20 protein-coding genes and 1 pseudogene are annotated in these 21,437 nt (G+C 66.0%); 8 read left to right on the forward strand and 13 right to left on the reverse strand.

The annotated features are described in order from the left end of the window. Positions 1–18 precede the first annotated feature (18 nt). The 6 genes and pseudogenes from I6F28_RS15175 to I6F28_RS15200 all read left to right on the forward strand — a co-directional run bounded on the left by I6F28_RS15175 (position 19) and on the right by I6F28_RS15200 (position 6,441). Positions 19–603 carry an NnrU family protein gene (locus I6F28_RS15175; RefSeq protein ID WP_036022669.1) on the forward strand — a complete coding sequence of 195 codons (585 nt, stop codon included), beginning with the start codon at positions 19–21 and terminating at the stop codon, positions 601–603. 72 nt (positions 604–675) lie between these two features. Further along, positions 676–2,268 (forward strand): class I adenylate-forming enzyme family protein, encoded by a 1,593-nt coding sequence (locus I6F28_RS15180; RefSeq protein ID WP_036022673.1) that lies wholly within the window; start codon positions 676–678, stop codon positions 2,266–2,268. Positions 2,269–2,433: 165 nt separating this feature from the next. Beyond that, positions 2,434–3,087 carry a tetratricopeptide repeat protein gene (locus tag I6F28_RS15185; protein ID WP_036022675.1) on the forward strand — a complete coding sequence of 218 codons (654 nt, stop codon included), beginning with the start codon at positions 2,434–2,436 and terminating at the stop codon, positions 3,085–3,087. Positions 3,088–3,118: 31 nt separating this feature from the next. Next, the gene (locus tag I6F28_RS15190) at positions 3,119–3,682 is read left to right on the forward strand and encodes a hypothetical protein (RefSeq protein ID WP_225140232.1); all 564 of its coding nucleotides are present in this window, start codon (positions 3,119–3,121) and stop codon (positions 3,680–3,682) included. Between the two features lie 125 nt (positions 3,683–3,807). Further along, positions 3,808–5,190: a ribosome biogenesis GTPase Der gene (gene der, locus I6F28_RS15195; protein ID WP_225140233.1), complete on the forward strand. Its 1,383-nt coding sequence runs from the start codon at positions 3,808–3,810 to the stop codon at positions 5,188–5,190. Continuing rightward, a pseudogene (locus tag I6F28_RS15200) lies at positions 5,187–6,441 on the forward strand (TCR/Tet family MFS transporter). Before der ends, I6F28_RS15200 begins: the two are co-directional and overlap by 4 nt. Before the next feature lie 139 nt (positions 6,442–6,580). On the opposite strand, the gene I6F28_RS15205 reads toward I6F28_RS15200, so the two are convergent. The 6 genes from I6F28_RS15205 to radA all read right to left on the reverse strand — a co-directional run bounded on the left by I6F28_RS15205 (position 6,581) and on the right by radA (position 12,841). Next, positions 6,581–7,804 carry an ABC transporter substrate-binding protein gene (locus tag I6F28_RS15205; protein WP_036000868.1) on the reverse strand — a complete coding sequence of 408 codons (1,224 nt, stop codon included), beginning with the start codon at positions 7,802–7,804 and terminating at the stop codon, positions 6,581–6,583. A gap of 275 nt (positions 7,805–8,079) precedes the next feature. Further along, on the reverse strand, positions 8,080–8,820 hold the full coding sequence (locus I6F28_RS15210; protein WP_225140234.1) for an SDR family NAD(P)-dependent oxidoreductase: 741 nt from the start codon (positions 8,818–8,820) through the stop codon (positions 8,080–8,082). 66 nt (positions 8,821–8,886) lie between these two features. Next, on the reverse strand, positions 8,887–9,030 hold the full coding sequence (locus I6F28_RS15215) for a hypothetical protein (RefSeq protein ID WP_225140235.1): 144 nt from the start codon (positions 9,028–9,030) through the stop codon (positions 8,887–8,889). A 15-nt stretch (positions 9,031–9,045) separates the two neighbouring features. Next, positions 9,046–10,569, reverse strand: coding sequence for an amidophosphoribosyltransferase (purF, locus tag I6F28_RS15220; RefSeq protein ID WP_225112248.1), 1,524 nt, complete (start codon positions 10,567–10,569; stop codon positions 9,046–9,048). Between the two features lie 29 nt (positions 10,570–10,598). Continuing rightward, positions 10,599–11,228: a CvpA family protein gene (locus tag I6F28_RS15225; RefSeq protein WP_036000794.1), complete on the reverse strand. Its 630-nt coding sequence runs from the start codon at positions 11,226–11,228 to the stop codon at positions 10,599–10,601. Between the two features lie 167 nt (positions 11,229–11,395). Then, entirely contained in the window at positions 11,396–12,841 is a 1,446-nt protein-coding gene (gene radA, locus I6F28_RS15230; RefSeq protein WP_128262018.1) for a DNA repair protein RadA, read from the reverse strand. A gap of 226 nt (positions 12,842–13,067) precedes the next feature. Between radA and I6F28_RS15235 the strand changes: the two genes are divergently transcribed. Both I6F28_RS15235 and I6F28_RS15240 read left to right on the forward strand, forming a co-directional pair. Continuing rightward, positions 13,068–14,180, forward strand: a complete 1,113-nt coding sequence (locus tag I6F28_RS15235; RefSeq protein WP_036000788.1) for an ABC transporter substrate-binding protein — start codon at positions 13,068–13,070, stop codon at positions 14,178–14,180. Between the two features lie 17 nt (positions 14,181–14,197). Then, complete coding sequence (locus tag I6F28_RS15240; RefSeq protein ID WP_524536103.1) at positions 14,198–16,249, forward strand: putative bifunctional diguanylate cyclase/phosphodiesterase; 2,052 nt, start codon at positions 14,198–14,200, stop codon at positions 16,247–16,249. A 12-nt stretch (positions 16,250–16,261) separates the two neighbouring features. Here the strand turns inward: I6F28_RS15240 and I6F28_RS15245 are convergent, their stop codons facing one another. From I6F28_RS15245 to I6F28_RS15275, 7 genes are all read right to left on the reverse strand, one after another. Next, a complete protein-coding gene (locus I6F28_RS15245; protein WP_109144015.1) occupies positions 16,262–16,987 on the reverse strand; it encodes a sulfite exporter TauE/SafE family protein in 726 nt (241 codons plus the stop codon). Between the two features lie 57 nt (positions 16,988–17,044). Further along, a complete protein-coding gene (locus tag I6F28_RS15250; RefSeq protein WP_225112251.1) occupies positions 17,045–17,962 on the reverse strand; it encodes a ribokinase in 918 nt (305 codons plus the stop codon). Between the two features lie 12 nt (positions 17,963–17,974). Next, on the reverse strand, positions 17,975–18,421 hold the full coding sequence (gene rpiB, locus I6F28_RS15255; protein ID WP_036022692.1) for a ribose 5-phosphate isomerase B: 447 nt from the start codon (positions 18,419–18,421) through the stop codon (positions 17,975–17,977). A 72-nt stretch (positions 18,422–18,493) separates the two neighbouring features. Further along, positions 18,494–19,288, reverse strand: coding sequence for a transporter substrate-binding domain-containing protein (locus I6F28_RS15260; protein ID WP_225140237.1), 795 nt, complete (start codon positions 19,286–19,288; stop codon positions 18,494–18,496). A 21-nt stretch (positions 19,289–19,309) separates the two neighbouring features. Further along, a complete protein-coding gene (locus I6F28_RS15265; RefSeq protein WP_036000768.1) occupies positions 19,310–20,068 on the reverse strand; it encodes an amino acid ABC transporter ATP-binding protein in 759 nt (252 codons plus the stop codon). Between the two features lies 1 nt (position 20,069). After that, positions 20,070–20,738 carry an amino acid ABC transporter permease gene (locus I6F28_RS15270; protein WP_036034095.1) on the reverse strand — a complete coding sequence of 223 codons (669 nt, stop codon included), beginning with the start codon at positions 20,736–20,738 and terminating at the stop codon, positions 20,070–20,072. A gap of 7 nt (positions 20,739–20,745) precedes the next feature. Beyond that, positions 20,746–21,429 (reverse strand): amino acid ABC transporter permease, encoded by a 684-nt coding sequence (locus tag I6F28_RS15275; RefSeq protein ID WP_036034066.1) that lies wholly within the window; start codon positions 21,427–21,429, stop codon positions 20,746–20,748. Positions 21,430–21,437 lie beyond the last annotated feature (8 nt).

The raw sequence follows: 21,437 nt of genomic DNA on the forward strand, positions 1-21,437 counted from the left end.
CTTTGCGGGGAGGATGTCGTGGGTCTGCTGGTCATGATCCTGGGGCTGGTGCTGTTTTTTGCATCCCATATTTTCACAACCAGACGGAAGGCCCGCGCGCAGGCGATCGCGAGGCTGGGCGAGGGGACTTACAAGCTCCTCTATTCGGCGGTCTCACTCGCGGGGCTGGCGCTGATCATCTGGGGCTATGCCCACTACCGCAGCTCCGGCTGGATCGACGTCTGGTATCCGCCGAAGGCGATGAAGCACATCGCGTTGGCCTTGATGCTGCCTGCAGTCATCCTCGTGGTGGCGTCCTACATGCGTGGCCGCATCTATGCGACGTTGAAGCATCCGATGCTGGCCGGCATCAAGCTGTGGGCGGCGGCGCATCTGCTCGCCAATGGCGATCTCGGCTCCATCGTCCTGTTCGGCTCGTTCCTCGCCTGGGCGGTCTATGACCGCATCTCGCTGAAAGCTCGCACCGACGCCGGTGCCCCGCCGATTCCGGTCGGCGGCCCCACCAACGATCTGATCGCGGTCGCGGTGGGCGTGGTCGCCTATCTGGCCCTGGCCTTCGCCTTCCATCCGGTGGTGATCGGTGTGCCCGTGATCGGGGTCTAGCCGATCGGCGCAAGACGGGGCTCGCCTGACCGTGCGGGGAAGATAACGAGAGCAACAAGCCGAGGGCATCCCATGGACTGGTCGCAATCTCAGATCCCGCCGATGCGGCTCGAGTCGCGTTTTGGCGAGCGGGTGGTGCCGGCATTTTGCGATCGGCCATCGAGCCTCTGGGCGATGATCGCGGAGGCGCGCGGCCGCAATGCCGATGGCGAAGCCTTGATCTGCGGCAATGTCCGTCTGAGCTGGCGGCAGGCAGCGGAGCAGGCGGCACGGATCGCTGCGGGATTGCGTAAGCTCGGATTGCAGCGTGGCGATCGCGTCGCCATCCTGCTCGGCAACCGCATCGAGTTTCCGCTGCTGCTGTTTGCCGCGGCACATGAGGGGCTGGTGACCGTGCTGCTCAGCACGCGCCAGCAGAAGCCGGAGATCGCCTATGTGCTCGCCGATTGCGGCGCGAAGATCCTGATCCACGAGGCCTCGATCGCCGAGCGACTGCCCGACGCAAAGGACGTGCCCGATGTGATCCGTCGCATTGCCATCGATGACGATGCCGCGCGGTCGAGCTTCTCTTCGCTCGCCGAAAACGCTCCGGCATCGGCACCGATCGAGGTGAGCGAAGAGGACACCGCGATGATCCTCTACACCTCCGGCACCACGGGCAAGCCGAAGGGCGCGATGCTGGCCCATTGCAACATCGTCCATTCCTCGATGGTGTTCGTATCCTGCCTGCAATTGACGGAAGCCGATCGCTCGATCGCAGCTGTGCCGCTCGGCCATGTCACCGGAGTCGTCGCCAACATCACGACGATGATCCGCTGCGGCGGGACGCTGATCATCATGCCCGAGTTCAAGGCCGCCGATTACCTCAAGCTCGCCTCGCGCGAGCGCGTCACCTACACGGTGATGGTGCCGGCGATGTACAATCTCTGCCTGCTCCAGCCCGATTTCGATGGCTATGATCTCTCGAGCTGGCGCATCGGCGGTTTCGGCGGCGCGCCGATGCCGGTCGCCACCATCGAGAAGCTCAAGGCGAAGATTCCGGGCCTGAAGCTGATGAACTGCTACGGCGCGACCGAGACGACCTCGCCCTCGACCATCATGCCGGGCGAGCTGACCGAGCGCCATATCGACAGCGTCGGCCTGCCGTGTCCCGGCGCGCGTATCGCTGTGATGGGCCCGGACGGGCGCGAGCTGCCTCCCGGCGAGATCGGCGAGCTCTGGATCCAGAGCGCCTCCGTGATCAAGGGCTACTGGAATAACCCGAAGGCCACCGCCGAAAGCTTTACGGGCGGATTCTGGCATTCAGGTGATCTCGGCTCGGTCGATGCGGAAGGCTTCGTTCGCGTGTTCGACCGGCAGAAGGACATGATCAATCGCGGCGGCCTGAAGATCTATTCGGCCGAGGTCGAATCCGTGCTGGCCGGCCATCCCGCCGTGGTCGAGAGCGCGATCATTGCCAGGCCTTGCCCGGTGCTGGGCGAGCGCGTCCACGCCGTGGTGGTGACGCGACAGCCGGTAACCGATACGGACCTGCGCGCCTGGTGCGCCGAGCGCCTGTCCGACTACAAGGTTCCCGAAACCATGGCGATCACGGCAGACCCGCTGCCGCGCAACGCCAACGGCAAGGTGCTGAAGCGCCAGCTGCGGGAGCTGCTGGGAGCTTGAGCCGGGCAGGGGCATCCGGGATGTCCCGGGTGGTTAACGCCTTGATCGGGCTCGCTTTGCCTTGCCACCGCCATATCGTTAGGCTACCTCGCCGCCACACGGGGACGGGATTCCTGACGCGAACGCTTTGGCGCGCGCACCCGGACGGGCATGGGATTGGCATAAGTGTCTGAATTATTTGACGAAGTCAACGAGGAAGTACGTCGCGAACAGTTCAAGAAGCTGTGGGACAAGTATTCGATCTACTTCATCGCGCTGATGGTGCTGATCGTCGCCGGCGCCGGTGGCTGGCAGGGTTATAGGTATCTGGAGGCCCAGAAGGCCGCCGCGGCCGGCGCCGCTTTCGAGAAGGCCGCCGAGCTGTCCGAGCAGGGCAAGCACGAGGACGCCGAGAAAGCCTTCACCGAGCTCGCCGCCAAGGCGCCGTCCGGCTATCGCACCCTGGCGCGGCTGCGTGCTGCGGCCGAGGCCGCGAGCCGCGATCCCAAGGCGGCCGCGAAGATGTATGACGACATCGCCGCCGACCGCAGCATTGGCGGCGAGTGGCAGGATCTGGCCAAGATCCGCGCCGCGGGGCTCCTGCTCGACAGCGCCGGCTATGCCGACATCCAGCAGCGGCTGGAAGCTTCCGCCGCGCCGAAATCGACCTTCCGCCACACCGCCCGCGAGATGCTGGCGCTGTCGGCCTGGCGTAACAACGACATGACTGCAGCCCGCAAATGGCTCGAGGCGATTGACGGAGACGGCGAAACGCCGCCCGGCCTGCGCTCTCGCGCCGAGGCGCTCCAGGCTTTGTTGCCACCCGTCGCCAAAAGCTGACGACGGTTCTCTGACGTAACGAGACACCAAGATGCGCCGCACGCCACGCTTGATCGCAGCCGCCTTCCTGATCGCCTTCACCGGCGCCCTGGGCGGCTGCTCCAGCTTCGATCCGAGCGATCTGCTCGACTTCCTCGACACCAAGAAGAAGCTGCCGGGCGACCGCAAGCCGGTCTTCCCCGAGGGCGTGCCGGGGCTCGAGCAGGGCGTGCCGAGGGATCTCTACAAAGGCGCACAGCAGCAGCAGCCCGATCCCAATGCACCTGCGGTCGCGGCATTGCCTGCCGAGCCGGAGCCGGCCAAGCCGGCGAAGGGGGCCAAGGCAAAGCAGACCAGGCAGCCCGCCACGGCCGCTGCGCCAGCCGAAGCACCCGCTGGCGAGTTCGACGGCGAGGCGCAGCCGGAGGCAGCGCCGGCGACGTCCGCTCCGCCGCCCAAGCACAAGATCGTCCGCAGGCGCACCACCGCGCCGCCGCCAGATCAGCCGGCCCAGCAGGCGCAGCCGACCCAGCAGGCGCAGCCGACCAAGCCCCCGCAGCAGCAATCGCAGAGCGCCTTCCCGGCACCGCTGCCGAGCGGCAGCTTCTCGCGCTAGAGCATGATCCGGACCCGGAGGGCCGCGTTAGCGCAAAGTGTGAAGCGGTTTTCCGAAAAGATCATGCTCAAACAATATTTCCCGTTGCATTGACAGGCGCAGCCCCGGCAGCGCACGAATGACCGATGTCCTTCACGATCGCCATCATCGGCCGGCCCAATGTCGGCAAGTCGACGCTGTTCAACCGCCTGGTTGGGCAGAAGCTCGCGCTGGTCGATGACCTGCCGGGCGTCACCCGCGACCGCCGCGAAGGCGAGGCCAGGCTCGGTGATCTCCGCTTCACCATCATCGATACCGCCGGCCTCGACGAGGGCGCCAAGGGCTCGCTGACCGCGCGCATGCAGGAGCAGACCGAGACCGCGATCGCGCAGGCCGACGCGCTGTTCTTCGTGGTCGACGCCCGCATCGGCCTGACGCCGACCGATCGCGCCTTCGCCGATTTCGCCCGCAAGGCCGACAAGCCGGTGCTGCTCATCGCCAACAAGAGCGAGGGCAAGCACGGCGATGCCGGCGCAATGGAAGCGTTTGCGCTCGGCCTCGGCGATCCCATCCAGATCTCGGCCGAGCATGGCGAGGGCATGGGCGAGCTTTACGACGCGCTCGCGAGGCTAATGCCCGAACCCGTCGACGAGGATGAGGACGAGGATGATGCGGAGCTTTCCGAGGAAGAGGCCGCGACGCGCCCGATCCGGGTCGCGATCGTCGGCCGGCCCAATGCCGGCAAGTCGACGCTGATCAACCATCTGCTCGGCGAGGAGCGGCTGCTGACCAGCCCCGAGGCCGGCACCACGCGCGATTCCATCGCAGTCGAGATCAACTGGAAGGGCCGCGATTTCCGCGTCTTCGACACCGCGGGCCTGCGCCGGCGCTCGCGCATCGAGGAGAAGCTGGAAAAGCTCTCGGTTGCGGACGCACTGCGCGCGGTGCGCTTTGCCGAGGTGGTCGTGCTGATGATGGATTCGCAGAACCGCTTCGAGGAGCAGGATCTGCGCATCGCCGACCTGATCGAGCGCGAGGGACGGGCGGTCGTGCTCGCCGTCAACAAATGGGATCTGATGGAGACCAAGGGCGGCGGCGCGATCTCCGGCCTGCGCCGCGATGCCGATCATTGGCTGCCGCAGCTCAAGGGCGTGCCCATCGTCGCCGTCTCGGGCTTGATGGGCGAGGGCATCGATCGCCTGATGCAGGCGATCCAGGACGCCTATGCGATCTGGAACAGGCGCGTGCCGACCTCGGCGCTCAATCGCTGGTTCGAGCAGGCGATCCAGGCCAACCCGCCGCCGGCGGTCTCCGGCCGCAGGCTGAAGCTGAACTACATCACGCAGACCAAGGCCCGGCCGCCGAGCTTCGTGCTGTTCTGCTCGCGCGCGGACGCCGTGCCGCAATCCTACTTGCGCTATCTCACCAATTCCATGCGCGAGACCTTCGAGCTGCCGGGCACGCCGGTGCGCATCACGCTGCGCGAGAAGGCCAATCCCTTCGCGCGCAAGCGCAAGCGGCCATCGTGAGCGACGGTGCCGGCGAGGCGGTGGTGCAGGACGCAGCGCCGGCCCCGCGCGGCGCGGTCGCCTTCATCTTTGTCACGATCCTGCTCGACATGGTCGCGCTCGGCGTGATCATGCCGGTCCTGCCGAAGCTGATCGAAAGCTTCGTCGACAACGACACCGCACATGCCGCGCGCATCTTCGGCCTGTTCGGCACCGCCTGGGCCTTGATGCAGTTCGTGTTCTCGCCGGTGCTTGGTGCGCTGTCCGATCGTTTCGGACGCCGGCCGGTGGTGCTGCTGTCGAATTTCGGGCTCGCAGCCGATTACGTCTTGATGGCGCTGGCGCCGTCGCTTGTGTGGCTGTTCATCGGCCGCGTGATCTCCGGCATCACCTCGGCGAGCATCTCGACCGCCTTCGCCTATATCGCCGACATCACGCCGCCGGAACGGCGTGCGGCGGTCTTCGGCCGGATCGGCGCGGCCTTCGGCGCCGGCTTCATTTTGGGGCCAGCGCTCGGCGGCCTGCTCGGCGACATCGATCCGCGCCTGCCGTTTTGGGCCGCGGCGGCCCTGAGCTTCGCCAACGCGCTCTATGGCCTGTTCGTGCTGCCGGAGTCGCTTGCGCCCGACAAGCGCGCGCCGCTGCGCTGGCGCAGCGCCAATCCGCTCGGGGCGCTGCATCTGCTGCGCTCCGACGCGCTGCTGGCCGCGCTGTCGATCGTCAACTTCATCGCGCAGGTCGCCCATGTCGTGCTGCCCTCGACCTTCGTGCTCTACGCGACCTATCGCTACGGCTGGGATGCCAAGACGGTGGGCTTGACGCTCGCCATGGTCGGCATCTGCGCCATGGTGGTGCAGGGCTTTGCGATCGGCCCCATCGTGCATGCGCTCGGCGAGCGCAACGCGCTCCTGCTCGGCCTCTGCTGTGGCGCGATCGGATTCGTGGTCCTCGGCGCTGCGCCGACCGGACCGCTATCGTGGCTCGGGATTCCCATTCTGGCGCTGTGGGGCATCTCTGGTGCCGCCTCGCAAGCGCTGACGACGCGGCTCGTCGCGCCGGATCAGCAGGGCCAGCTGCAGGGCGCAACCCCGCGTGCAGAGCGTGTCGCAGCTCGTCGGCCCGTTCCTGTTCACGCTGACATTTTCCTATTTCATCGGCGCCAGCGCGCCGCTGCATCTGCCCGGCGCCCCGCTCCTGTTCGCCGCGGTGCTGATGGTGGTGTGCGTGGCGATCGCGGTGCGGTCGCTGGGTGCGACCAGGACAGTCTCGTAGGGTGGGTTAGCCTCGCGGTTCGCGCGAAGCGCAAACCGCGAGGCGTAACCCACCTCTTTCATTTCCGCGGAGGCGGAAGAGGTGGGTTACGCCAGCGGACTGCGCTTTGCGCAGCCGCATGCTAACCCACCCTACGATCCTACTTCTTCACCAGCGGGCAGTCGCTGTCCTTGAGCGGCTTGGCCGCATCTTCCGGCGCGATGGTGGCGACCAGCTTGTAATAGTCCCACGGCCCCTTCGACTCCTCGGGCTTCTTCACCTCGAACAGATAGGCGGGGATGAGGCGGCGGCCGTCCTGGCGCAGCGGGCCCTTGCCGAACAGCGGATCGTCGGTCGGTAGCTCCTTCATCTTGGCGACGACCTTGGCGCCGTCACGCGGATTGCTGCCGAGCGCTTCCATCGCCTTCAGGTAATGCAGGATCTCGGCGTAGAGGCCCGCAACCGTCATCGAGGGCATCGAGCCCTTGGGCGAGACCTTCTGGAAACGCTTCGACCATTCGCGGGTCTGGTCGTTGAGGTCCCAGTAGAACGACTCGGTGAAGGTCAGGCCCTGCGCGGTCTTCAGGCCGAGCGAGTGCACGTCGTTGATGAACAGCAGCAGCGCGGCGAGCTTCTGGCCGCCCTGGACGATGCCGAACTCGGCGGCCTGCTTGATCGCGTTGGTGGTGTCGCCGCCCGCATTGGCAAGGCCGATGATCTTGGCCTTGGAGGACTGCGCTTGCAGCAGGAAGGAGGAGAAGTCGGCCGTGTTCAGCGGATGCTTGACGCCGCCGAGCACCTTGCCGCCGGTCGCCGTGACGACCGCGCCGGTATCACGCTCCAGCGCATGGCCGAAGGCATAATCCGCGGTGAGGAAGAACCAGCTGTCGCCGCCCGCCTTGGTCAGCGCCTTGCCGGTGCCGTTGGCGAGCATGTAGGTGTCGTAGGTGAAGGACACGGTGTTGGGCGTGCAGGCCTTGCCGGTGAGGTCGGCGGTGGCCGCACCCGAATTGAGCAGCACCGCATTCTTTTCCTTGACGAGGTTGCTCACCGCGAGCGCGACGCCGGAGCTCGGCGTGTCGGCGATGGCGTCGACCTTGTCGGCGTCGATCCATTGCCGGGCGATGTTGACGCCGATGTCGGGCTTGTTCTGGTGATCGCCGGAGAGCACCTCGATGGTCCAGCCCTTGGCCTTCAGGCCGGAATCCTCGACCGCCATCTTCACTGCCGCCACCGAGTTCGGGCCGCCGATGTCGGCATAGAGGCTCGACATGTCGTTGAGCACGCCGATCTTGATGGTCTTGTCTTGCGCGAAGGCGGATGTGGCAAAGCCGAAAGCGGCACAGGCCAGAAGAGCCGCGGCGCGGCGTGCGGGCATCGTCATAAAGGCTTCCTCCATTGTCAAATATGCGGACGGCTCTCTTCGGGAGCCTTATTCCAATTGACGCTCTACCGTGTCCCATGGCCGACGGCAATGCACCTAAAGCCGGATGACGCTGCGTCGTAGCGTCATCCATCGGTTAACTTTTGGGCAAAATGCGTTGAGACGCTATTTCAGCGCGTTCGATGTCGGCTTGAAATTCTAAATGTGCTTTCCGGTATCGAACTCGGCGGTACGGACATTACCGCCGGCATGACGTCCAAGGCGTCGGAGGGCAATCAGGCCGGCGCGCGGAAGCTCATCAGGGTGCGGCTCTTGTAATCGTAGAATTTGCCGGTCTCGGTCCAGTCGGGCGCGCACAGCGGCACGATGAATTCTGCGACCTGCTCGGGCGTGTCGAGCGTCGCCGGATCCTCGCCGGGCATCAGGGTGGCCCGCATGCGGGTGCGCACCGGGCCCGGATTGAACAGGTTGACGCGCAGCTTCGTGTTTGCGGTTTCCTGCGCCCAGGCACGTGCCAGCGTCTCCAGTGCGGCCTTGGAGGCCGCGTAGGGGCTGACGTAAGCGGTGGCCTTGTTGGCGGCGCCCGAGGTGATGAACACGGCGCGGCCGGCATCGGATTGCCTGAGCAGCGGTTCCATGCAGCGGATCAGCTGGAAGTTCGCGGAGACGTTCACCGCGATCACGTCGTTGAAGGTCTTCAGCTCGATATGGCCGATCGGCGAGGAGGGACCGAGCACGCCAGCATTGCCGACGAGGATGTCGAGCTTGCCATAGCGTTCGTGCAGGCCGGCGCCGAGACGGGCGATTCCGTCGGAATCGGTGAGGTTGAGCGGCACCAGGGTGGCGCTGCCGCCGTCTTTGCGGATCTCGTCGTCGAGCTCTTCCAGCCCTCCTTGCGTGCGTGCGGTGGCCACAATATGCGCGCCGGCTTTCGCCAGTGCGATTGCCGTGGCGAAACCGATGCCGCGCGAGGCGCCGGTGACGAGAGCGATACGGTTGGCGAGAGGCTTTGTCATGGCGGGGTTTTACAGCCGTGGACGGCCGGGACAAGCCCAGCCACGACGGAATTTGGCCCTCAAGCTTTAGCTACCGCCGCCCGATTGAATATTGTCGCTGTTGGTTCCGTTTCCCGAGCCGTCGGGGGTGACCTTCATGCCTTGTCTGAAGGCGAACACAACAAAGCCGACCAACATTACTCCGCAGAGAATTGCGATGGTCAGCTGCATCGGCGCGCCCTTGCGTCAGCTCGCCTCGGCCAGCAGCGACAATTGCCGCGGCTGCGGCTCGGTCTGGGTCTGGTCGGTGAGGTGGGTCGGATAGACGCCGGTGAAGCAGTGATCCGCAAACTTCGGATTAGCGGGGTCGCGGCCTGGCTCGCCCATGGCGCGGTACATGCCGTCGATCGACAGGAAGGCGAGCGAGTCGGCGCCGATGAGCTCGCGCATCTCCTCCAGCGAATGCGTCGCCGCCAGGAGGCCGCCGCGGTCGGGCAGGTCGATGCCGTAATAATCGGGATAGAGGATGGGGGGCGAAGCGAGGCGGAAGTGCACTTCCTTGGCACCGGCATCGCGCATCATGCGCACGATCTTCTTGGAGGTGGTGCCGCGCACCAGGGAGTCGTCGATCAGGATGATGCGCTTGCCTTCGATCGCGGCGCGGTTGGCCGAGTGCTTCATGCGCACGCCGGATTCGCGGATCGCCTGCGTCGGCTGAATGAAGGTGCGGCCGACATAATGGTTACGGATGATGCCGAGCTCGAACGGCACGCCGGAATACTGGCTGTAGCCGACCGCGGCCGGCACGCCGGAATCCGGCACCGGCACGACGACGTCGACCGGAACGTGGCTCTCGCGCGCGAGCTGCGCGCCGAAATTCTTGCGCACCTCGTAGACCGAACGGCCGTGCACGATGGAATCCGGCCGCGAGAAGTAGATGTATTCGAAGATGCAGGGGCGCGGCGCCATCGGCGGGAACGGCTTGTGGATGTCCTGGCCGTTCTCGTCGAACACGATGACTTCGCCGGGCTCGATGTCGCGCACGAAGCGCGCGCCGATGATGTCGAGCGCACAGGTCTCGGAAGTCAGGATCGGGCAGCCGTCGAGCTCGCCGAGCACCAGCGGGCGGATGCCGCGCGGATCGCGGGCGCCGACCAGCTTCTTGTTGGTCAGCGAGACCAGCGCATAGGCGCCCTCGATCTCGCGCAGCGCGTCGATGTAGCGCTCGATGAAGCGGACGCGCTTGGAGCGCGCCACCAGGTGCAGGATCACCTCGGTGTCGGAGGTCGATTGCATCATCGCGCCGTTCTTGACGAGCTCGCGGCGCAACGTCAGGCCGTTGGAGAGGTTGCCGTTGTGAGCGACCGCGAGACCGCCGGCATTGAGCTCGGCGAACAGCGGCTGCACGTTGCGCAGGATGGTCGCGCCGGTCGTGGCGTAGCGGACATGCCCGACCGCGACATTGCCGGGCAGGCGGTCGATCACCTCGCGGCGGGAGAAGGTGTCGCCGACGAGGCCGAGGCGGCGTTCGGAGTGGAAGCGGCTGCCGTCGTAGGAGACGATGCCGGCGGCCTCCTGGCCGCGGTGCTGGAGCGCGTGAAGGCCGAGCGCGGTGATGGCGGCCGCATCAGGGTGGCCGTAGATGCCGAAGACGCCGCATTCCTCGCGCAGCGTATCGCCTTCCAGATCGTCCTGAAGCTCAAGCGCCGCCGGGCCTGGACCGGCGTTTGGATCGAGATCAAGCAGGGCGTCCTGGTCAGGGTGTCGCATCTCGTTCTCGCCTCTCTTTTGGGGCCCTATCAACGCGCCGCAGGTTTCTCGATCAGCTTTTTCATGCCGTCACGAGCCGACTTACTGTACCCGTCGCCACTGCCCGAAGGCTGCTGCTCGGATTCAGCTTGATCATCATCTGGTTTGTTTTTCTTGAATCTCTTCAAGATGGTGTTCTCGGGGTCGTCAGGCAAGAGGGCCATCAGCCAATCGCCGGTTCCCTGCAGCACGACGCGGGACTTGGCCCCGCTGACCCAGTCGGGGCGCTGCTTGTCCGGCACCAGCCAGGTGAAGAACAGGAACGCGACCACGACGATCAAAAGCCCGCGAGCCAGCCCAAACAGGAAGCCGAGGGTCCGATCCAGCGCGCCGATCCGCGAATCCAGGATCATGTCGGAGATCCGGACCGTGATGACGGAGACCACGACCAGGGTGCCGATGAACACGCCGGCCACCACGACGACGCTCGCCACCGTGTCGTTGTTGAAATAGGTCTTGGCGGTCGGCAGCAGCTTCGAGAACGAATACAGCGTCACGATCGCCGCGGCACCCCAGGCCGCGATCGACAGGATTTCGCGCATGAAGCCGCGAACCATCGCGAGCAGGCCCGAGATCAGCATCACACCGAGCAGGATCAGGTCGAGGATGGTTACTGGCATCGGCTGGTCTGGTCCGCTCGTACTTCAAAGGTGCTCTAGCGAATCGGTGCTTGGCCGCTGCCCTAAAAGAAGGGCAGACGGCGTTCCCGGCAAGGCCGCAACCACGCAATCCCATGCTGCTTTTGTGACGGCTGTATAGCGGCGGAGGCCTCCGGCGTCACCTCCACCTAACCCTCTCCACGGCGGAATCTGGCCGGTGTGGCATTTTTCTCTGGCTGTGCGCTGGATTCGCCCCGGCGGGAGCCCCGCGCTGCGATTTCGGCGACCAGTGTCGTCAGGCTGTTCACCGCGTTCAGGGACAGTCCGGCGTCGCCGCCCGCTTCGCCCCGTGCCGATTCGGGCAGCACGGCGCGCTGGAAGCCGAGCTTTGCCGCTTCCTTCAGCCGGGCCGGGGTCTGCGCCACCGGGCGCACCACGCCCGACAGCGAGATTTCGCCGAAATAGACGGCATCGGTGGGTAACTGTGCATTAACCAGCGATGACACCAGGGCCGCGGCGGCGGCGAGGTCCGCCGCCGGCTCGTGGATGCGCAGGCCGCCAGCAACGTTCAGATAGACGTCGTGGCCGGACAGCTTGACCCCGCAGTGGGCCTCCAGCACCGCCAGCACCATTGAGAGCCGGCTCGGATCCCAGCCGACCACGGCCCGGCGCGGGGTGCCGAGCGAGGTCGGGGCCACCAGTGCCTGCAATTCGACCAGCACGGGCCTCGTGCCCTCGATGCCGGCAAAGACCGCGGTGCCGGGCGTGCCGAGGTCGCGCTCCGACAGGAACAGCTCGGAGGGGTTGGTGACCTCGCGCAGGCCGAGACCGGTCATCTCGAACACGCCGATCTCGTCGGTCGGCCCGAAGCGGTTCTTCACCGCGCGCAGGATGCGGAATTGCTGCGAGCCTTCGCCCTCGAACGACATCACCGCATCGACCATGTGCTCGACCACGCGGGGGCCGGCGATCTGGCCGTCCTTGGTGACGTGGCCGACCAGGATGATGGCGGCGCCGGTCTTCTTGGCGAAGCGGATCAGCGCCTGCGCCGAGGCGCGCACCTGCGTCACCGTGCCGGGCGCCGATTCCACCGTGTCGGTCCACATGGTCTGGATCGAGTCGATCACGATCAGCCGGGGCACCGCGCCCTCCGACAGCGTCGAGACGATGTCCTCGACCGAGGTCTCGGCCGCGAGCTGCACCGGCGCGTCCGACAGCCCGAGCCGCTCGGCGCGCAGGCGCACCTGGGCGACCGCCTCTTCGCCGGAGATGTAGACGACGCGGTGGCCGGCGCGCGCGAGCAGGCTGGTCGCCTGCGTCAGCAGCGTCGACTTGCCGATGCCGGGATCGCCGCCGACCAGCAGCACCGAGCCGCGCACGAAGCCGCCGCCGGTGACGCGGTCGAGTTCGGTCATCCCCGAGGACAGGCGCGGCGCATCCGGGCTCTTGCCGGCGAGACTCTCCAGCGCGAAGGTCCTTCCTTTGCGCTTGGAGCGGATCGACACCGGCACGCTGCCGCTGGTGTCTTCTTCCGCGAGCGTATTCCACTCGCCGCAGGACTCGCACTTGCCCTGCCAGCGGTTATAGGCCGCGCCGCAGTTCTGGCAGACGAAGGAGAGGGTGGATTTGGCCATGGGAAGCGCGAGTCGCGGGTTTCAGATGTGTTGATAGCACGGATTGGCAGGCCGATCGCCGGCGCTTCGAATATCTCAATTCGGCAGAGGAGATATACCTTTCGTTAGCCCTGCGCCGCTGTGCCCGGTGCGATTTTGCCAATTCTTAGCGGACGTGGGTCCAATCTCGGAACCAATGGGGGCGGCGAAATTGACGAGATTCCTGCAAATATTGCTCGCGGCGGGCATGGCCTGCGGCGTCTTCGGGTCCGTTGGCGGTAGCATCGCCAAGCCGCTCAACATCGTCTTCGTCAATCCCGGCAAGTCCGGCGAGGTCTATTGGGACATGGTCGCGCAGACCATGCAGGCCGCCGGCCGCAAGCTCGACGCGCATGTCGAGGTGCTGACCAGCGAGCGGAACCACCGCACCATGCAGGAGCTCGGCTTCGGCGTGGTGGCCCGTCCCGACAAGCCCGATTTCCTCATCCTGTCGAACGAGGAGTCCGCCGCCGTTCCCATCCTCGAGGCGGCCGAAGCCGCGGGCGTCAAGACGCTGCTGCTTTCGAACACGCTGATCGGCGAGGACGCGGTGCGCCTTGGACCGCCCAGGCAAAAGCTCAAGACCTGGCTCGGCGACATCACGACCGATCTTCAGACCGCGGGCGCGCGGATGGCCAATGCGCTGATCACCGCGGCGCGTGCCGAGAAATGGCAGAGCGCGGACGGCAAGATCCACATTCTCGGCATCGGTGGCGACGAGACCACGCCTGCCTCAATCGCCCGCAACGCCGGCCTCACGCTCGCGGTGGATGCTGCGTCCGACGTCGTGGTGGACCGCATGCTGTTCGCCAACTGGACGAAGTCCGAGGCCGAGCGGGTCACGGCAAACTACCTGAGCTGGGCCGCGCGCAAGCAGATCCGGCCCGCCGGGATCTGGGCCGGAAACGATCCGATGGCGCTCGGCGCGCTGCGCGCGACGATCGCCGCCGGCCTCGTGCCCGGCGAGAACATCCAGGTGGTCGGCCTCAACTGGTCGGAGGATGCGCTGCGCGAGATCAAGGCGGGCCGCATGCTCCTGACCGATGGCGGGCATTTCCTGCTCGGCGGCTGGTCCGTCATTCTCCTGCGCGATTATGCCGATGGCTGCGATTTTGCAGCCGTCTCGCCCCGCGTCGAGGTCAAGACGTCGGCGATCACGCGCGACAATCTCGCTTCGGTCGGCGACCTCATCAAGACCCGTGCGTTCGACCGGATCGACTTCGCGCGGTTCCGGGCGAAGGCCGGGCGCTGCGGCCAATATGACTTTTCCCTCGATGCGCTCATCTCGTCGCTGCCGGTCGCCGAAGGCGTTGCCGACTGATGCGCAAGGATGAGGCGATGACCGAGCCGGATCGCAACGAGCAGGCAGCGCCGCCGCGCTTGCGCTCGGTCGTCCACGCGATGATCTGGGCCACCGTGCCCGTTCTGCTGCTGGTGCAATTGCTCGCCTCCGCCGGCGTCGAGGCATCGAGCTTCTGGTCGCAGCTCAGGCAACTCGACGCCCGCATGGCCCGCGTCGCCGAGAGCCGGGCCGAGCTGATCGCCGAGCCGCTCTGGAAGATGCGCTACGACCAGGTCACGGGCGTGCTCAACGAGATCATGCACGACGAGACCATTGCGGCGGCGGCCGTCTATGACGATACCGGCGCTGCGATCGCCCGCGTGGTCGCACGCCCCCAAGGCCAGTCGGTCGCCGAAGTCTCGCACCCGATCCACTACAGCAACGGCAATATGGCCGTTCAGGCCGGCCGCATCGCCATCGCGTATTCGCGTGCGACGCTGTACGCGGATGCGGGCAGCCGCCTGATGCTGCTGCTCGTCGTCGGGCTGCTCGCAACGTTCGCGACCCTGATCGCTATGCGCATCTCCGCCAACATCTTCATCGGCCGGCCGCTCGCGGCCATGATGTCGGCGATCCAGCGCAGCAAGCAGGACGGCCGGGCCTATCCGGCCGATGTCACGTCCTCGAACGAATTCGGGCAGCTCGCGCGCGCTTTCAACGCCATGCAGCACACGACGTCGGGCGCGCTGGACCGGCTCGGGCACATGGCGACGCACGATCCGCTCACCGGGCTGCCGAACCGGCGCTCCCTGACCGAGCGCCTCGCCGTGACGAGCCAGAATGGAGGCGCGCCGGATACGCTGGTCGCGTTCTGCTTCATCGATCTCGACGACTTCAAGGGCATCAACGACACCTTCGGTCACGAGGCCGGCGATGCGTTCCTGGTCCAGATTTCGCAGCGCCTTCGTCGCGCGGTCGAAGCCGAGGATTGGGTCGCCCGGCTCGGCGGCGACGAGTTCGTCGTCATTCGCCCCGAGGTGAGCGACGAGCAGGCCGCGCACGCATTCGCTCAACGCGTGCTCGATGCCATTTCCGAGCCGATCCGCCTCCATGACAAGCAGGTGGTGCCGCGCGCCAGCATCGGCCTTGCCGTGCGCCACGCCGACGATCCGGAACTGTCGCATCTGCCGACGCTCGCCGACATCGCGCTTTATCACGCCAAGAGCAAGGCGCCCGGCACGGTCGCCGTGCTGGACGAAGCGCTTCAGCGCGACTATCGCCGCCGCAGGGATCTCGAGCTCGCAATTCCCACCGGCTTCGCCGAGGGCCAATTCGAGATCTGGTACCAGAGCCAGGTCGATCTCGATAGCCATGAGGTCGTCGGTCTGGAAGCGCTGATCCGCTGGCGCCATCCCGAGCACGGCGTGATCGGCCCCGGCGAATTCCTGCCGCTGATCGAGCGCAGCGGCAACAATGCGCGGCTGACCCGCTACGTGCTGACCGATGCCTGCCGGGCCTTGCAGCAATTGGCCGCTGCGGGCAGGCCGCAGCTGCGCATCGCGATCAATCTGCCGCCGTCCGAGCTTGCCGACCACTCGCTCGCCGCCGAGCTGCACGCGACCTGTGCGCGCTTCGGTGTCGCGGCATCGATGCTCGAGCTCGAGATCACGGAAGGGTCGCTGATCAACAACATCGCCAGCGCCTCCGAAACGCTGCATCGCCTGCGGCGCCTGGGGGCCACGATCGCGCTCGACGATTTCGGCACGGGCTACTCTTCGCTCGCCCATCTGCGCCGGTTTCCGCTCGACAAGGTGAAGATCGACAAGGCGTTCATCAGCGAGATCCCCGACAGCGCCGAGGACAAGGCCATCGTCGGCGTCATCGCATCGCTTGCCGCCACGCTGGGGCTGACCCTGGTCGCCGAAGGCATCGAGCGCGCCGAGCAGGCCGAGGCCATGCGTGAGATGGGCGTGAGGCTCGGGCAGGGTTTCCTCTATCAGCGGCCGCAGCCGCTCGGGGCCGTGCTGCAATGGCTCGACGGGCAGCCGGCCGTGGTGAGCCGCGTCGTCGCTGACGGCCCATCGATCACCCCCGAATTCGCCGTCTGAGTAGCGGCTGGGTCATGGCTGCGTTGCGGTCCAGAGCATCGAGAGCCCCGCCGCGATCATGATCGCGTCCATCAGCAGGCGGAAGGTTTCCGGCCTCAGATGCAGCACGAAGCGTTTGGCGATGAAGGCGCCCGACATCAGTGAGGCGCCCGCGATCAGACCCTTGATGAAGACCTCCCCGGTCAGGGCGCCGAAACGCTCGAAAGTCACCGACTTCGCGAAATAGAGCCCGAGCGAGGAGGCCGCTTCGGTGGCGAGGAACGCGCCCTTGGACAGGCCATAGAACAGGAACAACGGCACGCTGAGCGGCCCGGTCGAGACCACGATGCCGGTGAGATAGCCGATCAGCGCGCCGCCGATGGCGAGATGCCAGAGATTGGCCTTGAGCTCGTGCCGCGCCAGAAAGTGCCGCACCGGCACCATCGCGATCAGGAAGAGGCCGATGGTGAGATCGACGGCATGCGAGGGCAGTGCCAGCAGCGTCCGCGCGCCGAGCGCCGCCGCCGGGATGCCTGTGACCGAATAGGCCGCGCAGGCCCGCCAATCGACCTCGCGCCACCAGGCCAGGATCCGCGAAAAATTCGCCATGACGGAGGCCACCGCCATGATCGGCACGGCCTCCTTCGGCCCATAGGCATACACCAGCACCGGCATCAGCATGATCGACGAGCCGGTGCCGACGATGCCGGAGATGGTGCCGGCGACGAGGCCGACGGCGAGGACGAAGAGAAAGGCCAAAACAGCCTCCAGGAATCGGGAGAGTTTAGCCGCGGGCAGCGATGCGGGCGATCAGTCCTACGCGAGGGAGCCCATCGCGCTGCGCATGGGCATGCCGGTCTGGGCGCCGGCCTTGAGGCATTTCAAAGCCGCCGCTTCGCAACTCACTTCGAGCGCGCGTTGCAGCGACACGCCTTCGCTGATCATCGCCGCAAAGGCGCCGACGAAGGTGTCGCCGGCGCCGGTCGTGTCCACCGGCGTGATGCGCTGGGCGGGCGCCCGCAGGCGGGTGCCTTCCGCCGTCACGGCGAGCGCGCCTTGTGCGCCGGCGGTGACAATGCAGGTGAGGTTGCCGGACTTCGCGAGTCCGGCGCTTGCGGCTTCGTAGTCGGCGGACGCCAGGCCGATGGCGGTGGCGGCGTCGCGCGCCTCGTGCTCGTTGACGAGGAGATAGTCGGTGACGGCGAGAAGCTCGGTGACCATCTCACGCGTCATCTGCTCCGGAACGGGTGCAAGGTTCCAGATGACGGTGCCGGAGGCCGCGGCGGTTCTTCGGGCAGCTTCCAGCGCGTGCGCAAAGGGCACCTCCATCTGAAGCACTAGCACGGTGTCCAAATTGAACAGCTCGCTCGCAAGATCGCCGGCACGCGCCGTCATGTTGGCGCCGCTCGCCACCGTGATTGCGTTCTCGCCGGCCTGATCGACGGTGATGAAAGCGCAGCCGGTCGGCTCGTCGGCTCTGATGACGCGGTCGGCGTCGACGCCGTTGGCTCTGAGGTTCTCGATCGCGCTGTCGCCAAATCCGTCCCGGCCGACGCGGCCAGCCATGCTCACGCGTCCAGGCCCGGCGATCCGCGCGGCGGCAACGGCCTGATTGGCACCCTTGCCGCCGAAATGCGTCCGGTAGGACGGCGCCAGCACCGTTCGGCCGGGACCTGGAATCACCGGGACCTGCGCGACCAGATCGATGTTGAGCGATCCGAACACCAGGATCATGGCGGAGAGCCCTCAGCCTTCCTCGTCCATGACGCGCAGCTTCTCGACGCGGCGGCGGAAATCCTCGTCGGTGGAGAATTCGGCGGACAGGTACGACGACACGAGATCGACAGCGAGCCAGGCGCCGACGATCTGCGCGCCGATGCACATGACGTTGACGTCGTCATGCTCGACGCTCTGATGCGCGGAGTGGACGTCGTGGCAGACCGCGGCGCGGATGCCCTTCATCTTGTTGGCGGCGATCGAGGCGCCAACGCCGGTGCCGCACACCATGATGCCGCGCGCGGCTTCGCCCGACGTCACCTTCGCCGCCACGGCGCGGGCGATGTCGGGGAAATCCACCGGCTTGTCGTCATAGGAGCCGACGTCGATGACCTCGTGGCCGAGCTTGCGGATGTGGTCGATGACGGTCTGTTTGAGCGGCCAGCCGGCGTGGTCGGATCCGATGACGAGACGCATTCTTTGTCCTTCTTGATCTTTGCATTGATCGTGACAGCCGCGCGCGGCTGTCACGATGTCTTTCCCCGTGGTTCAGCTGCGCATGTCCGCCGGCAGATCGACGCCGTGGAATTTCTTGTAGATGGCGTTGAGCTTGCCGTTCTTGACGTTGTCGGTGATCCAGGCGTTGAGCTTGTCCATCAGCGGCTGCTCACCCTTCTTCAGGCCGATCGCGAGGTCGAAGGTCGCCAGCGGAATCCGGGACTCGAACACGCGCGAGGGATTCTTCACGCCGATCTGGTTGATGATTGTCGCGGACGAGCCGACGCAGTCGACCTGGCCCGACACCGCCGCCGTCACCATGGTGGCATCGTCGTCATAGCGTGCGATCTTGAGGTCCTTGTCCTTCATGTTGGACAAGGTCGTGTCCTGCGTGGTGCCGCGCGAGACGCCGATCGGCTTGTCCTTCAGGTCCGGCCAGTCCTTCACGGTCGACGATTTCAGGCAGCCGACGTCGGATTGCAGCGTCGCATAGCGCTTGGTGAAGTCGATCACCTTGGCACGCTCGGCCGTCACCGACAGGGTCGAGATGATGATGTCGGCCTTGCCGGTCAGGACGTTCGGGATGCGGGTCGCACCGGTGGTCTGGATGAATTCCAGCTCGAGGCCCCAATCCTTGGCGAGCATCTGCGCCACTTCGACATCGGAGCCCGTCGGCTTCATGGTGGAATCCATCATGCCCGAGGGCGGGATGGCGAGGTCGGTCGATATGCGGATCTTCTTCGCCTTCATGATGTCGTCGAGCAGATCGGCCGACGCGGGCGTTGCCGCCATCATGATGAGGCCGCACAACGCGGCGGCAGTCCCCAGCACCATTCTGTTGGTCATCCCTTGGTTCTCCTCTCCCTGTTATGATTTTAGGTTCCCCGTCCCCACGAATTGCGTGAGTTCGGGCGTGGTCGGCGACGTCAGGATCGAGGCAGGTCCGGTCTCGTGGACCTTGCCTCGATGCATGAACACGATCCGGTCGGCGATGCCCTTGGCGAAGCCCATTTCGTGGGTAACCATCACCATGGTCATGCCGTCAGCCGCGAGCTGTTCGATCACCTTCAGCACTTCGCCGGTGAGTTCGGGATCGAGCGCGGAGGTGACCTCGTCGAACAGCATCACCTTCGGCTGCATGGCGAGCGAGCGGGCGATTGCGGCGCGCTGCTGCTGGCCGCCCGAGAGCTGCTCGGGATAGGCGTGCAGCTTTTCATCCAGCCCGACCTGCGCCAGAACTTTTCGTGCGAGATCCTTGGCCTGCGACGTCGCCATGCCCTTCACCGCGCAGGGCGCGAGCGTGATGTTCTGCTCGATGGTGAGGTGCGGAAACAGATTGTAGCTCTGGAACACGATGCCGACGTCCTGGCGTAGCGCACGCAAGTTCACGTCGGGACGGTCGACGCGATGCCCGCAGACCACGATCTGGCCGCCGTCGACCTTCTCGAAGCGGTCGATGCAGCGCAGCGCCGTGCTCTTGCCGGAGCCGGAGCGGCCGATCAGGGCGAGCACCTCGCCACGTGCAACGGCAAAGGAGACGCCGTCGAGCACGCGGAGCGCGCCAAAGCTCTTCTGCACGTTGTGGAGCGACACGATCGGTTCGGAGGAGGGGGCGTTTTGCTGCATGTCAGGCTGGCGCGAGGTTGGACCTGCCACGTCCCATCCGCCGTTCCAGCCTCTGGCTGAACAGCGACAGGGGATAGCACATGGCGAAGTAGGTGACGGCGATGATGGCGTAGATGGCGAACGGTTCGAACAGCGAATTGTTGACGATCTGGCCCGAGCGCATCAGCTCGACGAAGCCGACCACGGACGCGAGCGAGGTGTTCTTGATGATCTGCACCATGAAGCCGACGGTCGGCGGCGTCGCGATGCGGATCGCCTGCGGCAGGATCACCTTGACCATGCGCTGGGTGCGGCTCAGCGCCAGGCCTTCGGCGGCTTCCCATTGCGGCTTCGGCACAGACTGGATGCAGCCGCGCCAGATCTCGCCGAGATAGGCCGCGACGTAGAGCGTCAGCGAGGCACCGGCCGCGACCAGCGGCGAGACCTTCAGGCCGATCGCGGCAAGACCGAAATAGCCGAGGAACAGGATGACGAGCAGCGGCGTGCCCTGGATCAACTGGACATAGATCGCACTGGCGAGCCGCACCGATTTCAGCGGCGAGATGCGTGCCAGTGCGATCACGAAGCCGACGATGCCGCCGCCGATCAGCGCGATCAGCGACAGACCAATGGTCCACAGCGCGCCCTGGCCGAGGAACATCAGGTGATTGATGTTGAGATGTCCGCCCATGGTCATCTCACAACGGCGTGCCGAGCCTGCGCCGGCGCGGAAACAGGAGGAGGCCGAGGCCCCAGAAGCCGGCACGCATCACCAGCGACAGGATGACGTAGAGCACGGCGACGATGATGTAGGTCTCGAACGCGCGATAGGTGTCCGACTGGATGTAGTTGGCGATCGCGGTGAGCTCCTCGGCCGAGATCTGCGAGCAGACCGAGGAGGCCAGCATCAGGAGCACGAACTGGCTGGTGAGCGCAGGATAGACCTTCTCGACCGCCGGCAGCAGGATGATGTGCCAGTAGATCTGGAAGCGCGACAGCGCCAGCCCCTCGGCGGCCTCGATCTGTCCGCGCGGAATCGCCTCGAAGCCGGCCCGCATGATCTCAGCAGTATAGGCGCCGACATTGATGGTCAGCGCCGCCACCGCCACCGTGAAGGCGGAGTATTTCAGGCCGAGGCTGGCGAGGCCGAAATAGACCAGGAAGATCTGCACCAGCAGCGGGGTGTTGCGGATGGTCTCGACATAGACTTTGCAGGCACCTGCAATCAGCGAATTGTGCGTGCCGCGTCCGACCGCCGCGAGCGTGCCGAGCAAAGCGCCTAGCACGGTCGCGAAGAATGCCAACTCAAGCGTGAGGACGGCGCCGGCCAGAAAGCTCGGCCAACGCTCCAGCACCGCGGGAAAGTCGAGTTGGAGGCTCATCGTTCCAG

Origin of the sequence: Bradyrhizobium sp. NBAIM14, assembly GCF_020193895.1 — a bacterium.
Classification (GTDB): domain Bacteria; phylum Pseudomonadota; class Alphaproteobacteria; order Rhizobiales; family Xanthobacteraceae; genus Bradyrhizobium; species Bradyrhizobium yuanmingense.

Coding starts and splice junctions, on each gene's coding strand:
- I6F28_RS15210 (WP_225140234.1), bottom strand. CDS start 8,820: ATGACAAAGCCTCTCGCCAACCGTATCGCTCTCGTCACCGGCGCCTCG.
- I6F28_RS15275 (WP_036034066.1), bottom strand. CDS start 21,429: ATGAGCCTCCAACTCGACTTTCCCGCGGTGCTGGAGCGTTGGCCGAGC.
- I6F28_RS15270 (WP_036034095.1), bottom strand. CDS start 20,738: ATGGGCGGACATCTCAACATCAATCACCTGATGTTCCTCGGCCAGGGC.
- I6F28_RS15205 (WP_036000868.1), bottom strand. CDS start 7,804: ATGACGATGCCCGCACGCCGCGCCGCGGCTCTTCTGGCCTGTGCCGCT.
- I6F28_RS15260 (WP_225140237.1), bottom strand. CDS start 19,288: ATGACCAACAGAATGGTGCTGGGGACTGCCGCCGCGTTGTGCGGCCTC.
- I6F28_RS15235 (WP_036000788.1), top strand. CDS start 13,068: ATGGCCTGCGGCGTCTTCGGGTCCGTTGGCGGTAGCATCGCCAAGCCG.
- I6F28_RS15215 (WP_225140235.1), bottom strand. CDS start 9,030: ATGCAGCTGACCATCGCAATTCTCTGCGGAGTAATGTTGGTCGGCTTT.
- radA (WP_128262018.1), bottom strand. CDS start 12,841: ATGGCCAAATCCACCCTCTCCTTCGTCTGCCAGAACTGCGGCGCGGCC.
- I6F28_RS15190 (WP_225140232.1), top strand. CDS start 3,119: ATGCGCCGCACGCCACGCTTGATCGCAGCCGCCTTCCTGATCGCCTTC.
- der (WP_225140233.1), top strand. CDS start 3,808: ATGTCCTTCACGATCGCCATCATCGGCCGGCCCAATGTCGGCAAGTCG.
- I6F28_RS15180 (WP_036022673.1), top strand. CDS start 676: ATGGACTGGTCGCAATCTCAGATCCCGCCGATGCGGCTCGAGTCGCGT.
- rpiB (WP_036022692.1), bottom strand. CDS start 18,421: ATGCGTCTCGTCATCGGATCCGACCACGCCGGCTGGCCGCTCAAACAG.
- I6F28_RS15250 (WP_225112251.1), bottom strand. CDS start 17,962: ATGATCCTGGTGTTCGGATCGCTCAACATCGATCTGGTCGCGCAGGTC.
- I6F28_RS15265 (WP_036000768.1), bottom strand. CDS start 20,068: ATGCAGCAAAACGCCCCCTCCTCCGAACCGATCGTGTCGCTCCACAAC.
- I6F28_RS15225 (WP_036000794.1), bottom strand. CDS start 11,228: ATGCCAGTAACCATCCTCGACCTGATCCTGCTCGGTGTGATGCTGATC.
- purF (WP_225112248.1), bottom strand. CDS start 10,569: ATGCGACACCCTGACCAGGACGCCCTGCTTGATCTCGATCCAAACGCC.
- I6F28_RS15240 (WP_524536103.1), top strand. CDS start 14,198: ATGACCGAGCCGGATCGCAACGAGCAGGCAGCGCCGCCGCGCTTGCGC.